General features: G+C 73.2%; 15 protein-coding genes. 5 read left to right on the top strand and 10 right to left on the bottom strand.

Annotated elements, in window-relative coordinates:
- Window positions 1–38: 38 nt before the first annotated feature.
- From MWM08_RS26340 to MWM08_RS19100, 6 genes are all read right to left on the bottom strand, one after another.
- The gene (locus tag MWM08_RS26340) at window positions 39–170 is read right to left on the bottom strand and encodes a hypothetical protein (protein ID WP_255751356.1); all 132 of its coding nucleotides are present in this window, start codon (window positions 168–170) and stop codon (window positions 39–41) included.
- A gap of 63 nt (window positions 171–233) precedes the next feature.
- Window positions 234–1391 carry a hypothetical protein gene (locus MWM08_RS19080; RefSeq protein ID WP_244408093.1) on the bottom strand — a complete coding sequence of 386 codons (1158 nt, stop codon included), beginning with the start codon at window positions 1389–1391 and terminating at the stop codon, window positions 234–236.
- Window positions 1392–1422: 31 nt separating this feature from the next.
- Window positions 1423–2427: an FkbM family methyltransferase gene (locus MWM08_RS19085; RefSeq protein ID WP_244408095.1), complete on the bottom strand. Its 1005-nt coding sequence runs from the start codon at window positions 2425–2427 to the stop codon at window positions 1423–1425.
- Window positions 2428–2658: 231 nt separating this feature from the next.
- Window positions 2659–4008, bottom strand: a complete 1350-nt coding sequence (gene der / locus MWM08_RS19090; RefSeq protein WP_244408096.1) for a ribosome biogenesis GTPase Der — start codon at window positions 4006–4008, stop codon at window positions 2659–2661.
- A 12-nt stretch (window positions 4009–4020) separates the two neighbouring features.
- Complete coding sequence (locus MWM08_RS19095; RefSeq protein WP_244408097.1) at window positions 4021–5361, bottom strand: outer membrane protein assembly factor BamB family protein; 1341 nt, start codon at window positions 5359–5361, stop codon at window positions 4021–4023.
- Window positions 5361–6011, bottom strand: coding sequence for a tetratricopeptide repeat protein (locus tag MWM08_RS19100; RefSeq protein ID WP_244408098.1), 651 nt, complete (start codon window positions 6009–6011; stop codon window positions 5361–5363). Before MWM08_RS19100 ends, MWM08_RS19095 begins: the two co-directional genes overlap by 1 nt.
- A gap of 108 nt (window positions 6012–6119) precedes the next feature.
- Here MWM08_RS19100 and MWM08_RS19105 point away from each other — a divergent pair, with 108 nt between their 5' ends.
- On the top strand, window positions 6120–6734 hold the full coding sequence (locus MWM08_RS19105; protein WP_244408099.1) for a hypothetical protein: 615 nt from the start codon (window positions 6120–6122) through the stop codon (window positions 6732–6734).
- A gap of 212 nt (window positions 6735–6946) precedes the next feature.
- Here MWM08_RS19105 and MWM08_RS19110 read toward each other — a convergent pair whose 3' ends face one another.
- From MWM08_RS19110 to ygfZ, 4 genes are all read right to left on the bottom strand, one after another.
- Window positions 6947–7660, bottom strand: coding sequence for an SDR family NAD(P)-dependent oxidoreductase (locus tag MWM08_RS19110; protein ID WP_244408100.1), 714 nt, complete (start codon window positions 7658–7660; stop codon window positions 6947–6949).
- Window positions 7661–7742: 82 nt separating this feature from the next.
- A complete protein-coding gene (locus MWM08_RS19115; RefSeq protein ID WP_244408102.1) occupies window positions 7743–8573 on the bottom strand; it encodes a hypothetical protein in 831 nt (276 codons plus the stop codon).
- A 135-nt stretch (window positions 8574–8708) separates the two neighbouring features.
- Entirely contained in the window at window positions 8709–9170 is a 462-nt protein-coding gene (locus MWM08_RS19120) for a methyltransferase family protein (RefSeq protein WP_244408104.1), read from the bottom strand.
- Complete coding sequence (gene ygfZ / locus MWM08_RS19125; RefSeq protein WP_244408105.1) at window positions 9167–9991, bottom strand: CAF17-like 4Fe-4S cluster assembly/insertion protein YgfZ; 825 nt, start codon at window positions 9989–9991, stop codon at window positions 9167–9169. The genes MWM08_RS19120 and ygfZ overlap by 4 nt, the downstream gene beginning before the upstream one ends.
- A gap of 180 nt (window positions 9992–10171) precedes the next feature.
- Between ygfZ and MWM08_RS19130 the strand changes: the two genes are divergently transcribed.
- The 4 genes from MWM08_RS19130 (at window position 10172) to asnB (ending at window position 14914) form a co-directional block, all read left to right on the top strand.
- Window positions 10172–11095: a glycosyltransferase family 9 protein gene (locus MWM08_RS19130; RefSeq protein ID WP_244408106.1), complete on the top strand. Its 924-nt coding sequence runs from the start codon at window positions 10172–10174 to the stop codon at window positions 11093–11095.
- 250 nt (window positions 11096–11345) lie between these two features.
- Window positions 11346–12125, top strand: a complete 780-nt coding sequence (locus MWM08_RS19135) for a glycosyltransferase family 2 protein (RefSeq protein ID WP_244408108.1) — start codon at window positions 11346–11348, stop codon at window positions 12123–12125.
- Window positions 12122–13153 (top strand): glycosyltransferase, encoded by a 1032-nt coding sequence (locus tag MWM08_RS19140; protein WP_244408109.1) that lies wholly within the window; start codon window positions 12122–12124, stop codon window positions 13151–13153. The genes MWM08_RS19135 and MWM08_RS19140 overlap by 4 nt, the downstream gene beginning before the upstream one ends.
- A gap of 3 nt (window positions 13154–13156) precedes the next feature.
- Window positions 13157–14914: an asparagine synthase (glutamine-hydrolyzing) gene (gene asnB, locus MWM08_RS19145; protein ID WP_244408111.1), complete on the top strand. Its 1758-nt coding sequence runs from the start codon at window positions 13157–13159 to the stop codon at window positions 14912–14914.
- Window positions 14915–14941: the final 27 nt, after the last annotated feature.

Below are 14941 nucleotides of genomic sequence, written 5' to 3' on the forward strand. Positions count from 1 at the left end.
GCCGTGTCAGCCCAACCGATGGCGCAATCGTGGCGCGGTCACGCCGCGGGCGGGGCAGGTGGGCGGCCATCCCCGAAGAAACGCGCGACGTGCTTCGGCTCCTCGTCGGCCGGCGCGTGGTTCACGTGCTTGGCCGGCGCCACCGCGGGAATGAGTGCGTCACAGGCCATCTGCGCCTCCGATGCGTGCAAGGCTACCGAACCAGCCAAGCCCGCGTCCAGCGCGCGCGCCGTTCACGCCGCCGTGCCCAGCGACCAGTTCTGCGTCGCGAAGGACTGGCGCTGCCCATCGCCCGAAGGCGGGATGACCTCGAGGAAGCTCGCCACGCGCGGCACCTGGATCTGCAGGCGGATGTCCTCGCCAAGTTCGGGCGGCAGGGTGAAGGACAGCGCCATGATCGGTCCCTCGCCGACCGGCGCGATGCGCGCGGGCAGACGCTTTGTGCCGTCGGCCGGATAGAGGTTGATGCCTTCGTGGCGGAAGCCGATGAGCGCCGGGACCTCGAAGCACAGGCGCACCTGGTCCGGGCTGCGACGCACCCGCAGGTCCGAGATCGCCGAGGGACCGGCCCACCATTCCGCGGTGCCGTCGCCGCGCATCGCGCGCGCGTACCAGCCGCGTCCGAGCCAGATGCCGTGCCCCTTCCCGTCCGAGAAGGCGCAGGAGGCATGAAGCTCGTCAGGCGGCGGCGCCGCGGCGTTCGCCACCGCCGCGCGCCAGGCGTCGTAGCGCTGCTGCGCCATCGACCAGAGCGCGTAGTCGAGGGACAGGCGATGCGGGTTCTCCCGCACGAAGGCGGTGACCTCGTCATCCTGTTCGGCGGCTTGCGCGACATTCACGCGCAGGCCACCGGGCACCGCAGGGCGCCCGGTCTCGATCGGCCACCAGCGGCAGAAATCGTCGATCTGCTCAGTGGGCACGAGCCAGCGCACGCGGCGCGCCGCTGCGCCCAGACGTTGGAGTATCCAAAGGTCGCGACCGTCGCGGTAGTAGCCGAGGTCGCGGTTCTCGAAGACCTTCACCAGGCTGTCGGCCTGTACGTTGAACAGGTGCTCCCCGTAGTGCTGCGCGAAGCGGCGGAAGCCCAGCCCGCGCGCCGGCGCATGCAGGCGCAACCGGGGTTCGCGCAGGATATGCGCGAACAGCGAACGCACATGCGTGACCGGATCGCGCACCGTGCAGATGATATCCACCGCGGGATCCAGGCCGCGCAGGACTCCGACGCCGGCATGGCCCTCGACGAAATCGTGCTTGCGCAGCAGGTCGCGCAGGTGGCTCTGGTTGCGGATATCCGCCTGCAGGATCCAGCTGCGGTCGCGCGGGAAGGCGGCGGACAGCCGCGTGGCCAGGGTCTGGCCGCCGGTCTTGGGGATGTGAAGGTAGTAGATCATCGTGACCTCGCCGCCGGTCGGACCCGCGCGCTCAATCGGGATCGACCCGCGAGAGGTACAGCAGCGCATCCTCGCGGCGCGGCAGGATGTCCTCGATGGTGCAGGGGTGCACCTGGCCGTCGAAGCCGATCTCGCGCAGCGGGAACAGGTCGGCGATCTCGCGCAGCGTCTCGGCCGCCTGGCGGCAGCGCCCGGGGTTGAACTCCATCACGACCTTGATGTCGGGATTGCGCCCGATCATCTGCTGCATGCCGCGCCAGACCAGTTCCTCCGCGCCCTCGACGTCGATTTTCACGAAGTCCACGCGCCCGGGCATCGCATCATCGAGCGAGCGCACCTGCACCTCATAGACGTTCGACGAGGAATCGTGGCGCATCGCGGCGGCCGCCTCCGCCTCATGGAGCAGCCGCCCGTTCTTCGGCTCGGCCTCGGTCGCGAAGAACAGCATCGGGCGGCCCGAGGCGGCGGCCAGCGCGACCGGATGGACCTGCACCGTCTGCCAGAAGCCGTTCAGCGCCGCGGTCTGGCGCAGCAGCTGCACCATCCGCGGATTGGGCTCGAAGGCGTGCACCACGCCCTCGTGGCCCACCAGGTCGGCCATCAGCACCGCGTAGTAGCCGTGGTTCGCCCCGACATCGAGCGCGACCTGACCGGGCTTCACGTTGCGCCAAATGAATTCGGTCAGCCAGTATTCCCAGAAGCCCTCGAACATCAGATGCGGCGCGAAGCCGACATCGCGACGGTCGAGGTACATCTTGTAGCGGCCAAGCATGCGGCACAGGATCGTGGTCGCATCCACCTGCACGTTCATGCAGCGCGCGCGCATCATGCCCTCGGCCATCACGCGGTCGCCCATGTCGCGCATCTGCGCCACCGTGACATAGGGCAGCACGGCGTCGCCCGCGGCCGCGAGACGCTGGATCGTCGCGTTGGCCTGGCGCAATTCGGCCTGCAGAACATCGATGCGGCTTTCGATCGATGACAGCCTCTGTCCGATGCTCGGCGCCGGGTCGGTGCCCGCGGTCATGTCGTCCATCGCCAGGGTCGCTCCCCGCGCCACCGCGGCGCCTCTATCAAGGTCGTTTCGGGATACCATGCACCCCGACGGTGCGCCTAGAGCAGCGCCCGGCTGACCGGAACCGCTGACCTGACACAAGCGGCTCCGGAATCGTTGTTTTTCAAGGCAAGGCATCCGACCGGACGATTCCATCCGATCGGCTCATGCTCTAGCTCAGGACCGTAGCGCCCCGCAGCGCCGCGACCTGCATCACTCCTCGGCGTAGGGGTTCTTGGTGCCGCGCAGCTGCAGCCTGATGGGCACGCCCGGCATGGCGAAGGTGTCGCGGAAGGTGTTCACCAGATAGCGGCGGTAATCCTCCGGCAGATCCTCGGCGCGCGTGCCGAAGATCGCGATGGTCGGCGGGCGCGCCTTGGGCATGGTGCCGTAGCGCAGCTTGATGCGCCGCCCTTCCACCGCCGGCGGCGGATGGCGCGACAGCGCGCCTTCCAGCCAGCGATTCAGCTCGCCGGTGCCCACGCGCTTGTTCCACAGCGCATAGGCCGTGCGCACCGCGGGCATCAGCTTGTCCACGCCACGCCCGGTCTGCGCCGAGAGCGGCACGACCGCGATGCCGCGCAGCTGCGCGAGCGATGCCATCAGCGTGTCGTCGAGCACCCGGCGCGTCGCTGCGCGGTCCTCGACCGCGTCCCACTTGTTGAAGGCGATCACGATGCCGCGGCCCTCGCGCTCCGCCAGGCGGGCGATGCGCAAATCCTGCTCGTCCATGCCGAGCAGCGCGTCCACCACCAGGATCACCACCTCGGCTTCCTTGAGCGCGCCGAGCGTGGCGGCGACCGACATCTGCTCGAGCCGTTCCTGGATGCGTGCCTTCTTGCGCATTCCCGCGGTATCGACCAGGCGCACGCGCCCGCCGGTGTGGTCGACCCATTCGTGGGCCACGGAATCGCGCGTCAGGCCCGGCTCGGGCCCGGTGATCATGCGCTCCTCGCCCATCAGGGCGTTCAGCAGGGTCGACTTGCCGGCATTGGGGCGGCCCACGATGGCGATGCGCAGCGGGCGGTCGGGATCTTCCGCCGCGTCCTCCGGCTCGTCCTCGGGCGGGGCGCCGAGTGCTTCGGTCACCGCCTCGTGCAGCGCGCCCAGGCCCTCATTGTGCTCGGCGCTGACCGCGACGGGGTCGCCCAGGCCGAGTTCGAAGGCCTCCATCGCGGCCGCGATGCCGCCGCGGCCCTCGGCCTTGTTCGCCACCACCAGCACCGGCAGCGCGGCCTTGCGCAGCCAGGCGGCGAAGGCGCGGTCGGCGGGTGTCAGCCCGGCGCGCGCATCGATCACGAACAACACCAGGTCGGCGGCGCGCAAGGCGGCCTCGGAGCTCTGGCGCATCCGCCCCGCCACGGTATCGGGCGGCGCTTCCTCGAGACCCGCGGTGTCGACCAGCGTGACATCCCGCCCGCCGATGCGCGCCTCCGCCTGCTTGCGGTCGCGCGTGACACCGGGCGTGTCGTCCACGATGGCGATGCGCCGCTGCGCCAGGCGGTTGAACAGCGTGGACTTGCCGACATTGGGCCGGCCCAGGATCACGACGGTGGGGGTCATGGCGCGGCGCGCTCAGCCGGCGCCGGCGAAGGCGACCAGCGTCGCGTCGTCGGTCGCCGCCAGCAGCAGGTTGCCCGCGACGATGGGCTGCAACGAGAGCGGCCCGGGCAGCGCGGTGCGGCCCGTCACCTCGCCGGTGGCGGGGTCGATCGCGACCAGTTCGTCGCGGCTGGTGCCAACCAGCAGGCGCCCGCCGGCCAGCACGGGGGAGGACAGGCCAATGCGTTCCTGCGGCCGGCTGCCGCGCGCGGGCGGGCGCAGGGATGTCGCCCAGCGCACCAGCCCGCTGTCGCGCCCGATCGCCGCGACCTGGCCGACATCATTGGCCAGGAAGGCCCAGTCGCCCGCCACCCAGGGGGCCTCGGTGCCGCCGGTCTCCTCCTCCCAGAGCCGCCGGCCCGACCGCAGGTCGACACAGATGGTCAGGCCACCGACGCCGACCGCGATGACACGCCCGCCCGCGATCACCGGGCTCGCGCGCACGCCGGCGATGTCCGACAGCGCGCCGGTGCCCGCCGCGGCCAGGCTCTCGCTCCAGAGCACCCGCCCGTCGGTGGCGCGCAGCGCGAACAACTCGCCGGAGGGGAAGCCGCAGACCACCGCCTCGCCCTCGACCGCCGGGGCGGGCAGGCCGAAGGGGATGGTGACGGTGGGGGTCGCGCGGTGGGTCCAGATGCGGCGCCCGTCCTCGGCCGACAGGCAGACCAGGTGACTCGCGACGGTGGGCACGAGGACGCGGCCCTCGGCGATGGTGGGCGCGCCGCGCGCCGGGGCGGGCAGGTCCACGCGCCAGCGAATGGCGCCATCCGCGGCGTTCAGCGCCAGCAGTTCTGACAGGCCGGTGGCGACGAACAGCGTATCCCCCGCCAGCCCCAGGCCAGGACCGATCGACCCCGCGCTCTCGTTCGGCCGACTGACGTCGCGCCGCCAGCGCCGCCCGCCGGTCGCGAGGTCGATGGCCACGACATCGCTCGAGGCATCGCCGGCGAAGACCATGCCGCCGCCCGCCACGGGCCCGGCGGCCAGGCGCTGGCGGTAGCCCGTGCCGCTGCCGAATCCGCTGCTCCAGGCGCGCGAAAGTGCGCCGCCCAGCGCAGGATGCCCGCCGGAATGCGCCGCATCGCCGCCCTGCTGCGGCCAGTCGGCGCGCGGGACGGGCGCCGGCAGCACCACCGCGGTGCCCTGGGCGTTGGCATCCACCTGCAGGGTGCGTTCAGGCACGGTCATCACGGCGCGGCGGTCGCCTTCGAAGCGTTCGCGGCGCTCGCCGAAGATGTTGTCGATCGTCTCGCAGCCGCCGAGCAGCCCGGCGGTGCCGAACAGCGCGGCGCGGCGCGTGAGGCGCGCGGCCATCAGCCGGCGATCCCCGCGGCAATGCGCTGGGCGCGGTCGCGGATGGCGCGCGGCGCGGTCACGTCGGCGGCCAGGGCTTCCAGCGTGCGGCGCGCCTCGGCCGGCTGGCCGGCGCGCAGCGCGACCAGGGCGGCGAGTTCGCGCGCCGACGCACTCCAGGGCTGGTCGGGGCGCGCCAGCGGCGCGATGCGCGCGGCGAGCACCGCGGGATCGCCGCTGTCGATCGACCGCAGGACCCACATCAGCGACGCCAGGTCGCGATAGAGCGGATCGATCGAGGTATCTGCGGCGACGCGGTCGTACAGCGCGAGCGCGGCGGCGCGGTCGCCGGTCTCGGCCTTCAGCGCGGCGGCGCGCAGCAGGGCGATGGTGCGGTAGCCGGCCGGCGCCTGCGGCGCCAGGCCTTCGAACCGGCCGGTGATCGCGGGCAGGTCGGCACCCTCGGCCTCGGCAGCGCGATGCGCGGCCAGGAAGGCGGTGGCGGCGGCATCGCGCTGGCGGCCTTCGTACCATTGCCAGCCCTGCCAGCCGGCGACGCCGGCGATGACCAGCACGAGCGCGCCGATCACCGGCGTGGCGAAGCGCCGCCACATCTGGGCGGCGCGTTCGGCGCGGAGATCCTCCGCCACCTCGTCGAAGATATCGGGCAAGTGCGGCACCTCTGTCTGCGGCGGGCGGGCCTGGCCCACCCCCCGGAAGGGGGCGGACCATACAGGCCCGTTGGCGGGGCGTTAAGCCCGCAAGGGTTTCCATGCGGCATGCGCCTTCCCGCCCTTCCCCTGCTGGCTGCCCTGCTGCCCGGCTGTGCCGCGATCGGCGCACCGGGCGCGCCCCTCATTGCCATCCCCGCGGTGGTCGAGGCCGTCTCGTTGCGCGCCTTCGGGCGTACGGTTGGCGACGGCCTCGTTTCACTGGCAACGGGGGAGGATTGCTCGATCGCGCGAATTGGCCGGGGCGATTCGTATTGCGGGCAGGACAATGCGCCAACGCCGCCGCCGATGTGCACCCGGTCGCTCGGCGCGGTCGATTGCTGGACGGTGCCGCCGGCGGCCTGGCCGGCCTATCGCGGCGTGGCGGACGGCCCGGCGACGCTGACCGAGGCGCAGGAGAACAACCGCATCGGCTGGGGCGGGCGGATCACCCGGGCGCTGGAACGCGCCGCCACGCCGGCCCCTGCCCCGCCGCCCGAACCGGTGCAGGTGGTGGTGCCGGCACCCACCGTCGTGATGGCCCCGATCCCCGCCCCTTCCCCCGCCATCCAGGCGGTGGCGGCCGAGGCGGCGGCCCGCGCGGTGCCAGGGCCGCCCCAGGGTGCGGCGGCCGGCGCGGCGGTGCGCGCGCTCGAGGCGACGCAGCCCTCCGCAGGGCAGTAGGGCCGCGCGCTGCCACATGGAACCGCTGGCGCGGCAGCGTCGACCGGGCGGTGGCTCCTGCGGGGCCTCGTGCTGACCAGAGAAGGGCGCCGCCCGGATGATGCCATCCGGCTGGATCACGCCCGAGAGCAGATCCCAATCAGATCAGGTGGATATGCCCGCACGTCCAAACGGCAGGAGGCGTTGCCGCGAGCCGAGGTGCGCGGCGGCCCTCAGCCGCCCAGGCGGATCGTTTCGCCGTTGCCGGGCCCGCCGGGCTCGCACAGCGCGGCGATGCCTGGGGCGACCGCCGCCGGGTCGGCGATGCGCGACGGATCCTGGCCGGGGAAGGCATTGGCGCGCAGTTGCGTCGCGACCGGGCCGGGGTCGGCCAGGATGACACGCAGCGGGGTGGTCGCGACCTCAGCGGCCCAGCAGCGCACCAGGTGCTCCATTCCCGCCTTGGCGGCGCCGTACAGGCCCCAATAGGCGGCGGGGGCGGCCGCGACCGCATCGGTCAGCACCACCGCACAGCCGGCGGGCGCGGCGCGCAAGGGTGGGTCGCAGGTGCGAATCATCCGCCAGGTGGCGGACAGGTTCACCGCCAGCGACTCCTCCATGTCCCGCGGCTGGATATGCGCCACGGGCGTCAGCTTCGGCAGCACCCCGGCCGCATGGACCAGGATGTCGAGCCGCCCGAATCGCGCAACGACGGACGGCCCCAGCATGTCAATGTCCTGCGCGCGCTTCTGCAGGTCGAGCGGCAGCAGCGTGGCCGGCAGCCCGCCCGTGGCGCGGATGGCGTCGTCCGTTTCCTCGAGCCCGCCCTGAGTGCGCGCCACCAGCACGCATTGCGCTCCGCGGCGGGCGAGTTCGACGGCGACGGCAGCGCCGATCCCGCGGGAGGCGCCGGTGACCAGGGCAACCTGGCCGGTGAGGGAAGACATGGCGGTGGGCGTTCTCGGCTGTGGCGGGTGCGTGCGGGCGCACTCCTTCACCGGATGGCGCGCGGTGTCAAAGTCGCGACGGTCAGCCCGCCGGGCCGGTGCGGCGCGCCATCAGGCGGTTGCCGGGGCGCTCGGAGGCATAGGCCACCTCGGCGAAGCCGCGCAGGCGGTGTTCGATGCTTTCGAAGGCGGCGCGCTGGGCGGGGCTGAGCGGGGCGTCCGGCGTCTCGGTCCGATGCGTCAGGTAGCGCGCGAGCGTGCCGGCGCCGCGGCGATGCGCGGCGGCGACCAGCGCGCCCTCGCTCAGCGTGATCTCCTGGCCGTTCAGGCCACGGATGGTGAGGCCCACCACGCCCATGGTGCCGCCGCGGTCGAGGATGGTCTCCTGCCGCGCGAGGTAGGCCGACATCGCGGCCTCCTGCGCGGCGGGGCTGGCGAGGAAGCTCGCCTCGTCGGTCACGCCGTGGCGTTGGGCGGTGGCGGACCAGGCGCCGTCGGGGTCCATCCAGCCGATGTCACGCAGCGCGATGGGCAGGAACTGGTAGCGGCCGAGCGCGCCGGAGGATGGGTTGCGCAGGCCATAGCCGTCGTTGACGTGTTCGGCGCTGCGCTCGGCCTCGGCGATGCGGTGGCGGAACAGGGCGTTGGCCTGGCCTTCCCAGGGGCGCAGGCTGGGGGCCTGCAGGGTGCCCGGGGCGACCGGGCGGGCCACCACCGGCGTCGCGGCCGGGGCCGGGATGCGCGCGACGGCGGGCTGCGCCGCCGGGCGCGGCTGCGGCGCCGGCGTGGGCACGGCGGGCGGGGTGGCCCGTGCCAGCGCGGGCTTGAAGTCCCGGGCCTTGGGCGCACGCCCCGGCGGCGTGGCGGGCGGAGCCGGCGGGCCGGCCGGACGGGGGGCGGTCGGGCTGGTCATGCCGGCACATCCTGCCGGGTGAAGGTCAAGGAGAGGTGAAGCGGGCCAGGTTCGGCGCGGATCGACGTCGACACGGGATTCAATGCCCCCGGGAGCCCGGGCCCGATGACACGGCGGTTCCTGCGGCAAGCGCCGCTACACCCAGCGCCGCACCCGCGCCCGGTAGGCCGCGTAGGCCGCGCCGAACCGGGTGGCGAGGTAGGCTTCCTCCTTCGCCACCACCAGCCGGTCCAGCACCAGGTGCGCCAGCACCACCGCAACCCAGCCCCACAGATCCCCCCAGCGCAGCGCGAAGCCCGCCACCGCGAGCAGGAAACCCAGGTAGATCGGGTTGCGGCTGAAGCGGAACGGCCCGCCCTCGACCATCGCCGCGTCGGGCTTGTCGGGGCGCGGATCGGTGCCGGCGCGCACCATCACCAGGATGGCCCAGCCGATCAGCGCGAGGGCCGCGAAGATCAGCAGCGAACCGAAGGCCGGCAGCGGCGGGCCGATCGGCACCGGGACCAGCTGGCGCAGCAGCCAGGCGGCCGCCAGCAGCGCGGCCACCAGCACCGGCGGCGGAATGCGCACGCCCGGGCCGTGGTCGGGGGTCGTCATGCCTGCTCGCGCGCGGGCAGGCGCATCCAGTCAGGGACCTCGGGATGCACCAAGGATGACCCGGCGCGCAGCGGCCCCCGGTCCAGCGCATCCAGGCGCAGCAGGGCGAGGCCGAGCCGATCCCGCCCCGAGCGCATCTGGCCGACCTCGGCGCCGGCCTCGTCGGTCAGAGCCGCGCCATGCGGCGGCAAGGGGCCGTCCACCAGCACCGGCACGAGCCGCCGCTTGAGCAGCCCACGATAGCGCGTGCGGGCCGTCAGTTCCTGGCCCATGTAGCAGCCCTTCGACCACGAGACGCCGTTCAGTTCGTCGAAGCCACCTTCGAGTAGGACGGATTTCTCGCTCTCCATGTCCTTCGAGCCATCCGGCAGGCCCAGCCGAAGGCGATGGAGGTCGTACGCCTCGGCTGTCTCCGATCCGGCCAGCGGCGTCCGCGCAAGGATCCGCCAGCCCGCTTCCGGCAGACGGGGGTCGCGGCCGCCGAAACCCTCGAGGATCTCGCCCGCGCCCCAGGCGGCATGGACGTGCCAGTCCTCCGACGCATCGCGCAGTTCGACCTTGGAGCGCAGCCGGAAGCGCGAAAGCCGCTGCAGAAGCATCGGGATCTGCGCGCGCTCGGCATCGAGCAGCAACGAGTCGCCGGTGGCGAGGACGAAGAAATCCGCCAGCCACTTCCCCTGGGGGGTCAGCAGGGCGGCCCAGACGGCCGTCCCGCCCGGGATGGCGGATACGTCATTCGACACAAGGCCTTGCAGAAAGGCGACCCGGTCCGGGCCGGTCAGTTCGAGCACGCCGCGGTCGGGAAGAAGCGCTGTCGTCATGCCAGCACAGGTGTGCCGGCCAGGGCCGCCGCGCAACCACCCCGCCGGCCCGCACGCCCCGCCGCCGGCAGGCCCCGGGCGGGCGGCGGTCCGGCCCGGTGCGCAGCGCCGCGCGCACGGGTGACCGGTGCCGCGGGACGCAGCCTCCCGCCCGCGCGCGGGGCGTGATACAGCCGCGCCGTGCGCGTGCTCTTCATCACCTCGACCCGGATCGGCGACGCCGTGCTGTCCACCGGGCTGCTCGACCACCTGATGCACGCCCACCCGACGGCGCGCTTCACCATCGCCTGCGGTCGCGTGGCCGAGGGCGTGTTCGCCCGCATGCCGAACCTCGAACGCCTGATCCCGATCGAGAAGAAGCGCTACGGCCTGCACTGGCTGGGGCTTTGGGCGACGGTCGCGACCACCCGCTGGGACCTGGTGGTGGACCTGCGCGGATCGGCCATCGCCTGGCTGCTGCCGGCACGCCGACGCGCGGTGATGCGCGGCGGGCGGCGGCCCGGCCACCGCCTGCTGCACCTGGCGCAGACCCTGGGCATCACCCCCGCGCCACGCCCCGTCGCCTGGTTCGGCGCCGCCGAGGCGGCCCGCGCCGCGACGCTGATCCCACCCGGCCCGCCGGTGCTGGCCCTCGGCCCGACCGCGAACTGGGTGCGCAAGGTCTGGCCGGCCGACCGCTTCCTCACCCTCGCCCGCCTGCTCACGCAACCCGGCGGCGCCCTCGACGGCGCGCGTATTGCCGTGCTCGGCGGTCCGGGCGCACAGGAACGCGCCATGGCCCAACCGGTGCTGGACGCCCTGCCCGGCGCGATCGATCTGGTCGGCGCACTTGACCTGCCCGAAGCCGCCGCAGTGCTGTCGCGCTGCGCCCTGTTCGTCGGCAATGATTCCGGCCTGATGCACCTGTCCGCCGCCACCGGCACCGCCACCATCGGCCTGTTCGGCCCCACCCCGGCCTCCGAATACGCCCCGGTCGGTGCCCGCGCGCTGGCCGTGCTCGCCAAAGGCCCGCCCGGCAATGCCCCCATGGGCGCCCTGACCGCCAGCCACGTCGCCGCCGAGGCCACCACGCTGCTGGCGCGGCCGGAGGCGGTGGCGGCATGAGCGGCACGGTCGCTACGGAGGGGGCGTTGCCCCCTCCGTACCTCCCCCACCAAGGGCTTAAGGCCCTTGGAACCCTCGACGTGATCGGGGAGTTCGGCGAGGGGCGTGACGCGACCTTCGCGCAGGGCATCACCGACGATGCCCCTCCCCGAACTCCCCGATTCAAGACCCGCGGTCCAGGGGGCCGTAGCCCCCTGGCGGGTGGGGGTCCGGGGGAGGGCAGAGCCCTCCCCCGTGCGACCGCGCCCGCATGACCGCCCCTCGCCTTTCCGCCCTCATCGTCGCCCGCAACGAGGAGGCCCGCCTGCCTGATTGCCTGGCCTCGGTGGCCTTTGCCGACGAGGTGGTGGTGGTGCTGGATCGCAGCACTGATGGCAGCGCGCGCATTGCGCAGGTCGCCGGGGCGCGGGTGATCGAGGGGGCCTGGGAGCTCGAGGGCGAGCGGCGCAACACCGGCATCGAGGCCTGCACCGGCGATTGGGTGCTCGAGGTCGATGCCGATGAGCGGGTGGATGCGGCGCTGGCGGTTGCGGTGCGGGAGACGATCGCGACCAGCGCGCATGCCTGGCACCAGGTACCGGTCGACAACTACGTGGGTGACAGGCTCGTGCGGTTCGGCTGGGCGGGGAGTTTCGGCACAACATCCGTGCCGCGGCTGTTCCGGCGCGGGGCGAAGCGCTGGCGCGCGCAGCGGGTGCATCCGGGGCTGGACTGGACGGGCACCGAGGGTCCGAAGATCACGCGCGGAGCGCTGGTGCACCTGGTGGATCGCGACATCTCGGACATGCTGCGGCGGCTCGACCGCTATTCCACCGCGAAGGCGGCGGACCTGATCGCGGCGGGGGATATCGGCACACTGCGCGCCAATGTGCGGCGGTTCTTCTCGCGCGGGTTCAAGTCCTATGTCTCCCGCAAGGGCTATCGCGAGGGCGGCTGGGGCGTGCTGCTGGCGCTGTGCACGGGGGCGTTTCCGCTGCTGTCGTATCTGAAGGCGAAGCTGGAGCCCGAGAAGCACGGTGGCGGGCGATGAGGGTCGCACAGGTCATGGCCGGGGCGCGGCACGGTGGGGCGGAAGGCTTCTATGAAAGGCTGACCATTGCGCTGCATGCCGCGGGCGCGGACGTGCTGCCGGTGATCCGCCGCGATGCCGAACGCGCGTCGCGGCTGCGCGCGGGCGGGCTGGCGCCGGTGGAGCTTGGCTTCGGCGGCGCGCTCGATCTGCTGACCGCGCCGCGGCTGCGCCGGGTGCTCGGGGGCTTCGCACCGGCGGTGACGGTCGCCTGGATGAACCGCGCGGCGCGCTTCACGCCGAAGGGTTCCTGGACGCTGGTGGGACGCATGGGCGGCTTCTACGACCTGAAGTACTACCGGCGCTGCGACCACATCGTGGGCAACACGCGCGGTATCGTCCGCTGGGTGACCGAGCAGGGCTGGCCGGCGGCGCGCGCACATCACCTGCCGAACTTCGTCGATGACATGGCGGGCGCGGCACCCGCCGACTGGGGCGCGCCGCCCGGCGCGCGGCGGCTGCTGGCGATGGGGCGGCTGCACCCGAACAAGGGCTTCGACATCGCATTGCGCGCGCTGGCGCAACTGCCCACCGCACATCTCGCGATTGCCGGCGAGGGGCCGGAGCGTGCGGCGCTCGAGGCACTGGCGCGGGAGCTCGGTGTCGCGGACCGCGTGGCCTTCCTGGGCTGGCGGCACGACACGGCTGCGCTGCTCGCGGCGGCCGAAGTCTTCGTCTGCTCGTCGCGCCACGAACCGCTCGGCAACATCGTACTCGAGGCATGGGCGGCCGCGCGCCCGGTGGTGTCCGTGGCGTCGCAGGGGCCGCTCGAACTGATCACCGACGGCGTCGATGGCGTGCTGGTGGCAGGCGAGGACCCCGGCGCGCTGGCGGTGGCGATCGCGCGGCTGCTGGATGACCCGTCGCGCGCGGCCGGGCTTGCCGCGGCGGGGCGCGCGGCCTTCGCGCGCGACTTCACGCAGGCGGCCGTGGTGGCGCGCTGGCGGGAATTCCTGGCCGCCGTCGCGCCGAAGCGGCAGGCGGCCTGAGGCATGTGTGGCATCGCCGGCCTCGCGCTGAAGCCCGGAGCCACGCCCGACCCGGCGGTGCTCGATGCGCTGACGCGCGCGCTGGCGCATCGCGGGCCGGACGGGCACGGGCACCATGTGCAGGGCAATGTGGCGCTGTCGCACACGCGCCTTGCGATCATCGACCTGGTGACGGGGGACCAGCCGCTGCATGCCGGGCCGGCGAGCCTGGTCGGCAATGGCGAGGTGTACAACTACCGGGAACTGCGCGCGGACAATGCGCTGGCCTGCGCCACCGGGTCCGATTGCGAACCGCCGCTGCACCTGTTCCGCCGCGATGGTGCGGCTTTCGCTGAGACGCTGCGCGGCATGTATGCGTTCGCCATCCATGACCGCGCCTCGCGGCACGTGGTGCTGGCGCGCGATCCCTTCGGGATCAAGCCGCTCTATGTGACCGAGACGGCGCAGGGCATCGCCTTCGCTTCGGAGGCACAGGCGCTGATCGCCGCCGGGCTGGTCGCGCCGCGGCTGCGCAGCACCGCGCTGGCCGAAGTTCTGCAACTGCAATTCACCACCGGCGCGGAGACCATCTTCGAGGGCATCCGCCGCCTGCTGCCCGGCGAGACGGTGGTGATCGCCGACGGAAGCGTGGTGGAGCGCCGCCGCCGCGCGGCATTGCCCGAGGGCGGGCCGGAGAGCATCGGCGCCGAGGCGGCGCTGGCGCGGCTGGATGCGGCGCTCGAGCAGAGCGTCGACCTGCACCAGCGCGCCGACGTGCCCTACGGGATGTTCCTGTCGGGTGGGACGGATTCCGCCGCCGTGCTGGCGATGATGGCGCGGCTCAACGAACGCCCGGTGCAGGCCTTCACCGCCGGCTTCGACGTGCCCGGCGCGGCGGACGAGCGCGACGCCGCCGCCCATGCCGCGAAGGCCGCCGGCGCACGACACGTGACCCTGGATGTGACGCGCGAGATGGTCTGGCAGCACCTGCCAGAGATCGTCGGCGCCATGGACGACCCGGCGGCGGACTACGCCATCATCCCGACCTGGTTCCTGGCGCGGCGCGCGCGGGAGGACGTGAAGGTCGTGCTCTCGGGCGAGGGCGGCGACGAGATCTTCGGCGGCTATGGCCGCTACCGGTCCGCGATGCGCCCCTGGTGGCGCGGCGGCAAGGCGATGCGCGCGCATGGCGCCTTCGACCGGCTGGATGTGCTGCGCAGCCCTCCGCGCGGCTGGCGCGACGGCATCGCCGCCGCCGAGGCTGAAGCCGCAACCCCCGGCCGCACGCGCCTGCAGGCCGCGCAGGCGCTGGACGTGGCCGACTGGCTGCCGAACGACCTGCTGCTCAAGCTCGATCGCTGCCTGATGGCGCATGGCGTCGAAGGGCGTACGCCCTTCCTCGATGCCGGGGTGGCGGCGGCGGCCTTCCGCCTGCCGGATGCACTGAAGGTGCAGAACGGCCAGGGCAAGTGGATCCTGCGGCAGTGGCTGGCGCGGCACTTCCCCGCCAGCGAGCCGTTCCGCAAGAAGCAGGGCTTCACCGTGCCGGTCGGCACCTGGATCGCGGAAGCGGCGGATCGCCTGGCGCCGCTGGTGGCGGCCCAGCCCGGCGTGGCCGAGATCGCGAAGCCCGACCGAATCCTGCCGCTGTTCCGCGCCGCGGCGGGCAAGCGCGAGGCCTTCGCCGCCTGGCACCTGTTGTTCCACGCGCTGTGGCACCGCCGGCATGTCGAGGGGATTGCCCCGCAGGGCGACGTGTTCGGGTATCTGGCGGCGCGCTGAGCGGCCGATTGAGAAGGCCCGCTGCGG

Origin of the sequence: Roseomonas fluvialis, assembly GCF_022846615.1 — a bacterium.
Classification (GTDB): Bacteria; Pseudomonadota; Alphaproteobacteria; order Acetobacterales; family Acetobacteraceae; genus Neoroseomonas; species Neoroseomonas fluvialis.

Excerpts from the sequence above, each read along its gene's own strand:
- MWM08_RS26340 (WP_255751356.1), bottom strand. The coding sequence starts at position 170 with ATGGCCTGTGACGCACTCATTCCCGCGGTGGCGCCGGCCAAGCACGTG.
- MWM08_RS19080 (WP_244408093.1), bottom strand. The coding sequence starts at position 1,391 with ATGATCTACTACCTTCACATCCCCAAGACCGGCGGCCAGACCCTGGCC.
- MWM08_RS19085 (WP_244408095.1), bottom strand. The coding sequence starts at position 2,427 with ATGGACGACATGACCGCGGGCACCGACCCGGCGCCGAGCATCGGACAG.
- der (WP_244408096.1), bottom strand. The coding sequence starts at position 4,008 with ATGACCCCCACCGTCGTGATCCTGGGCCGGCCCAATGTCGGCAAGTCC.
- MWM08_RS19095 (WP_244408097.1), bottom strand. The coding sequence starts at position 5,361 with ATGGCCGCGCGCCTCACGCGCCGCGCCGCGCTGTTCGGCACCGCCGGG.
- MWM08_RS19105 (WP_244408099.1), top strand. The coding sequence starts at position 6,120 with ATGCGCCTTCCCGCCCTTCCCCTGCTGGCTGCCCTGCTGCCCGGCTGT.
- MWM08_RS19110 (WP_244408100.1), bottom strand. The coding sequence starts at position 7,660 with ATGTCTTCCCTCACCGGCCAGGTTGCCCTGGTCACCGGCGCCTCCCGC.
- MWM08_RS19115 (WP_244408102.1), bottom strand. The coding sequence starts at position 8,573 with ATGACCAGCCCGACCGCCCCCCGTCCGGCCGGCCCGCCGGCTCCGCCC.
- MWM08_RS19120 (WP_244408104.1), bottom strand. The coding sequence starts at position 9,170 with ATGACGACCCCCGACCACGGCCCGGGCGTGCGCATTCCGCCGCCGGTG.
- ygfZ (WP_244408105.1), bottom strand. The coding sequence starts at position 9,991 with ATGACGACAGCGCTTCTTCCCGACCGCGGCGTGCTCGAACTGACCGGC.
- MWM08_RS19135 (WP_244408108.1), top strand. The coding sequence starts at position 11,346 with ATGACCGCCCCTCGCCTTTCCGCCCTCATCGTCGCCCGCAACGAGGAG.
- MWM08_RS19140 (WP_244408109.1), top strand. The coding sequence starts at position 12,122 with ATGAGGGTCGCACAGGTCATGGCCGGGGCGCGGCACGGTGGGGCGGAA.
- asnB (WP_244408111.1), top strand. The coding sequence starts at position 13,157 with ATGTGTGGCATCGCCGGCCTCGCGCTGAAGCCCGGAGCCACGCCCGAC.